This is a genomic window from Halorussus halobius, from assembly GCF_004765805.1.
In the GTDB taxonomy this organism is placed as follows: domain Archaea; phylum Halobacteriota; class Halobacteria; order Halobacteriales; family Haladaptataceae; genus Halorussus; species Halorussus halobius.
On sequence record NZ_SBIU01000013.1, the window covers coordinates 1 to 4,779 of the forward strand.

At 50.5% G+C, this 4,779-nt stretch carries 4 protein-coding genes and 1 pseudogene; 3 read left to right on the top strand and 2 right to left on the bottom strand.

Going from position 1 to position 4,779, the window contains the following annotated elements:
- From EPL03_RS19620 to EPL03_RS19630, 3 genes and pseudogenes are all read left to right on the top strand, one after another.
- Positions 1-106 (top strand): annotated as a pseudogene (locus EPL03_RS19620) (IS5/IS1182 family transposase); the annotation flags it as partial.
- A gap of 102 nt (positions 107-208) precedes the next feature.
- Entirely contained in the window at positions 209-1,276 is a 1,068-nt protein-coding gene (locus EPL03_RS19625; RefSeq protein WP_210425049.1) for a hypothetical protein, read from the top strand.
- Between the two features lie 92 nt (positions 1,277-1,368).
- Complete coding sequence (locus tag EPL03_RS19630) at positions 1,369-1,890, top strand: hypothetical protein (RefSeq protein ID WP_135830777.1); 522 nt, start codon at positions 1,369-1,371, stop codon at positions 1,888-1,890.
- 60 nt (positions 1,891-1,950) lie between these two features.
- Here the strand turns inward: EPL03_RS19630 and EPL03_RS19635 are convergent, their stop codons facing one another.
- Entirely contained in the window at positions 1,951-3,603 is a 1,653-nt protein-coding gene (locus tag EPL03_RS19635) for a macro domain-containing protein (RefSeq protein WP_135830778.1), read from the bottom strand.
- Positions 3,604-3,770: 167 nt separating this feature from the next.
- Positions 3,771-4,481: a restriction endonuclease gene (locus EPL03_RS19640; protein WP_135830779.1), complete on the bottom strand. Its 711-nt coding sequence runs from the start codon at positions 4,479-4,481 to the stop codon at positions 3,771-3,773.
- Positions 4,482-4,779 lie beyond the last annotated feature (298 nt).

Here is a 4,779-nt window from a genome sequence, read left to right on the forward strand (position 1 = left end):
CCACGCACGGGCGCAGGTGTTTGTTGCCCTGTGCCTTCGCCTCGTCGTCGCTATCACCAACTACGAACGTGGAGACAATCCGGGAAGTACGATCATCACGGTGTGAGAAGAGTTCTATGACACCCTCGTCGCTAATCCAAGCCGGTTCAAGGACGTAGCTGATTCTAGTTCTAAATCAGATTTAGCTAAGAGGGATTATGAGGAGAAGATGAGTGAAATCTTCTCCGAGTTATATCGCACAATAAAGCCAGGTGGAGTTATGACGGTCATGTTCACTCATAAAGAAACGGACGCTTGGGACACACTCACGATGTCCCTGATTCGTGCCGGCTTCACGATAACTTCGACTCATCCGATCACCAGTGAGATGCCCCAACGTGCAGAGATGATGAAAAGTGCATCTGCAGATAGTACACTCCTGCTCACCGGCAGAAAACCGAAGCAAGAGAGGGAGGAACGACAACCGACATTATGGAGTGATGTTGAGTCCTCCACACGGAAGCGTGCCAAAGAAAGTGCACGTGATCTCTTGGAGTCCGGACTGAGTCTCACGAAAACTGACGTTATTATTGGCGCATTCGGACCGACACTTCAAGTGTTCGCAGATAACTATCCGGTGGTTGATGATGAAGGCGAAGAAGTCCGCCCTCGTCGCGCATTGCGTGAAGCAAGGGAAGCTGTGACTCAAGTCTTGGTCGAAACCTATCTTCAGGGAGAACAATTGGACGCGCTTGATGATCTAACAACTTGGTACACTTTGTCTTGGCTAATCTACGAATCCCAAGTATTCCCCTATGATGAAGGACGACAGCTAGGATTAGGTGTTGGGTTGGATATCGACGATAAGAAACGCGACACCAAGATTTGGAGAAAACGATCTGGTGATATTCAGCTCCAGTATCATGATGATCGCGTCCAAGATATCGATAAAGATCCATCTCAGCGATCTAGCCGGCTACCGATAAATCCGGAGAGTATCTCATTCTCCCATGACATTGATAAGATACACGCAGCAATGCATGTCTACAAAAAACGTGGCGAGAGTGAGACGTGGAACTGGCTGAAAGAAAGAGGGTTTGATTCAGATACACGGTTCACAGCGTCATTATCAGCACTACTCCAAGTGCTACCACACGAAACTGAGGATTGGCAACTAGCAAGAGATCTCGCTGCTGGCGAAACAGGAGATCTCCTCGCTCTTGATCTTGATGCAGGTGTCTTCCGTGATGAAAATCCTGACGATGAATATCAAGGTAACTTGGATGAGTTCGAATAGAACACTAGTTTAGCTCCGGCAAATTCAGCACTTCTCTCCAAACGTCGCTAAATACACATATTGATGTGGCTGAAGTATATAATCCACTCATAATGGAAATCAGCATTTTTACCGTCGGCTCAGTTACAACCGCGGAGAAAGAAGAGCTCGAATCAGGAACAATGAGAGAGTACTTTCGAGGTATGTTCCGTCCAATGGCTCTTCTCGCCGATGATCTTGAGGAATTCGGTCACGTTAATACCCATATATTATCCCATGAATATGGATACGTGAGAGGTGATGACCTATTATCTGAAATAGAAGACCATAGAGGTGATGTGGAATCAATGCAGGAATCACTTGTACAAGCATCGCAAAGTTCGGATGTTATTATAATAGCGTTGATGAAAGATGAGTATGAGTTGGTAGTCAAGCCAGTGTGGGAGGATGTAGTTGATAATATTAAAAGTAGTCAGATAGTGGGACTCAGTGCACCTGAAACAGTACAAGAGTGGTTAATCTCCGAGGGGCTGAAGGAAGCGAACTGTGAATTGGTTGTCTACAATAAGGTTGGCCCAGCCTTAGTATCTAAAGAATTCAAACAGAAAACCCACGAATTGGTGGAGTCTCTCTAAGAGCCGTAGATTCAATTGAATCTTACACTCCCTATTCATTGGGGGATTCGCATACGAAATCTATTCGAGATAGTTTTTACACACCATCGCGGTTGCCCGGAGTGTATTCTTATTGGGATTTCTGTAGACGACATCTTCGGCCAAATCTAATGGGATGTCCAGCTCAAAACCCACTTGAGAGAATACGTGAGCAATGACTTCGACCCGATCAATTTCTGTAACTTCCATAGTATCACTCATGGGGTGATCGAAGTCGAGGTGACTCATCGTCTCAACCGTGTATTCTACTACGCGAAGAGCAGTTTGGAGACATGAGTCCGTAAAATCGTCAGCCGCCTCTATACTATCTCCGGATACTCGATACCTGAGCTTGGCGGTGGTTTCGTTTTCCTCTGTGTCCAGCGCTATTTCCAGAATATCGCTGTATACGGAATCGCGGTGTTCGAGCCCCCGAAGGACCCCGATCAAAGAGTGCTCTCGATTGTACAGATAGCGGTCGAGCTTCGGATGATCCATCGCTGCACGACACCCACCCATCTGTGAGTTGAAGCTCTTGAACCAGGCGAACCACTGCTCGGGCAGAGTCCGATCCTCGACGAACTTTGATTCGGCCTCCTTCATCTGTTCTACCGCTGTCTCCGGCGGTCCGTAGTCTTCGAGAGTCTGTTGGGAGTTATCTCGGCCGTCGAATTCGGTTATCTCGCCGGAGAACGGATCGAACGTGACCCACTGGTAGATTTCCCAGTCGGAAGGCGAGCCAGACTTATCGACGCGCTCCAAGTGTGCCGAGAGTTTTCCTTCGAGAGGGTCAGAGAACTCCTGGTCGATCACATCTGACCCTGAGTCAGAAAGGGTACTCTCCATAGCGCGTCGATTACTCGCGTTCCTGGTTACCAGCCTCACACAAATCGGAGGAGAGACTCGGGAACTGCGTATGCCAGCCGAAATCGCTGACGAAGCGGTCTGTGCATCGAGACCTCCTGCGCCAGCGCCGATGAGTGGAAGCACGACCGACGGTAGTCGGAGATCCGCTACCTGGTGAAGACCGTTCTTCACCGAGCGTTGAACGCTTTCCTCGGTCGCTCCCTCTCCATCTTCAGTTGGAGTGGCTGCAACAAAGACGATGTATGAATACGGAAGGTCGAACCCACCGGTGACGGCGACGTCGCCGAGTTGAAGCGGAGCCTTCGCTCGAACGAACTGCCGTAACGAATGCTCGGACGCATCGCATACTGCGCCCGCAACTCCACCATCGAGAGAGGGGTTCGTGGTAATTCCGCAGATGAGTGCATCCGCACTCTCCTCCAGAATGTCGTTCTCAATTACTCTCGCCGTCACCTCATCCTCTGATGAACCTTGAACCTCGGAGAGTTGTCTGATCTCCCGGTCTTCCTGGGGTGGATCTGGCTGGTTGAATGTGTGGATTGGCCCGGAGTCGTCGTAGTGGGTGTCGTAGAATTCATCGTAGTCGTCGCAACCGAGGGCATCACGCTGAGATAACCACCCACCCATCTTGTATCGGCGGAAGCAGCGAATCCCGTCGATGAAGACTGGATTGTCTCCCTGTCGAGCCGGCACTCCTGGTTCCGATACAGCCCGGCTATCGCAATCATCACAGACGGGATTGGCATAAGTCGCGTGGGGAATCCCGTTGAAGGTATCGCCACAGATGGAGCAGAAGTGAGGATAGTCGTCCGGGATCTCGTTAGTCATGAGTAGTATCTGTCGAACTACTCATTTACCTCTTTCCCGGGCTCCTGAAGGATCAACGTCCGTGATGTTCAGAAGACGCTCATTCTGGACTCTCGACGTACTGATCAACTACCTGCTGAAGCTCATTCTCCCGAATGAACGACGCTAACCCACGGCCATCCATCAACTCATAAGAGGAAACCATAAGAGGAAACGTCAGCCTCCTCACGAGCCTTCTGAGTGAATTGACCGGTCGTCACTAACAGTGCTTCGTCGATCCCGTCACGTAATGACAGCGCCATATAACGTTGTACTTCGTCGAGATTGTGCGTCGAAGATGGATTTTTCCGCTTGACTTGGATCGCACGCCGGCGTGTGAAGAGGTTCTCCTGAGTAGCGATCACGTCTGCCCCTCGATCTTCGTCGACGGGAACGACCTCCGTCTCCCAACCGAGTTGACTCCATAGGTCTGCAATAAACTGCTCGAAGACCATCGGATCAAGGTTGTGCAGTTTCCGGAGGAGATACTCGTCGTCGATTACTTCGTACTCGTCACCACGGTTCACCCGGCGAACGAAGTACGCAAACCGTTTGGCGATATGATTGCGCCGTAACTGATCTATGTACTGCTGGACTTTCCTGTCATCCCCCTCTTTTGCGGCATCCCGAAGTTGGGAGAGAGCTTGTCGGCCCTGGTGTAACTGCTTCTCAGGTGGCTTCCCGAGTAATTTGTAGACCGTGTACCAGTCCCACTGGTCTTTCCGGACACACCGGGAGAGGAGTCCTTTCGCGTGAGAGACTTGGTCTAAGTTGACTTCTGATGAGTCGCTAACGTCCGTGAGAACGATATATGCGACGTGATCCGCCGCTTCGATGTGTCGATCCTTTAGCGAGTGCAAGTCCGCACGGCCGAAGGAATCCGTCGTGACAGTAATTTCTTGTGAATTCTCATCGATATCGAAGATCCAGCCTTCAACCGTACTTCCACTCGAAACCGAATCCTCCTGCGGAACAGTTGCAGAGAGTGTCCAATCGGGAGGGAATCGATCATCGGGTTCACATTGATATTTGGTACGTGTTTACCCCGAGGTCTCAACAACCGGCACAGTCTGCTCTCGTGAGATCATTTCGTTGTCGTGGACAACCCGCGTAAGTTCCTCGTATGGGTTGCGTCCCTGCTGGCGCCACGTCGCCAGC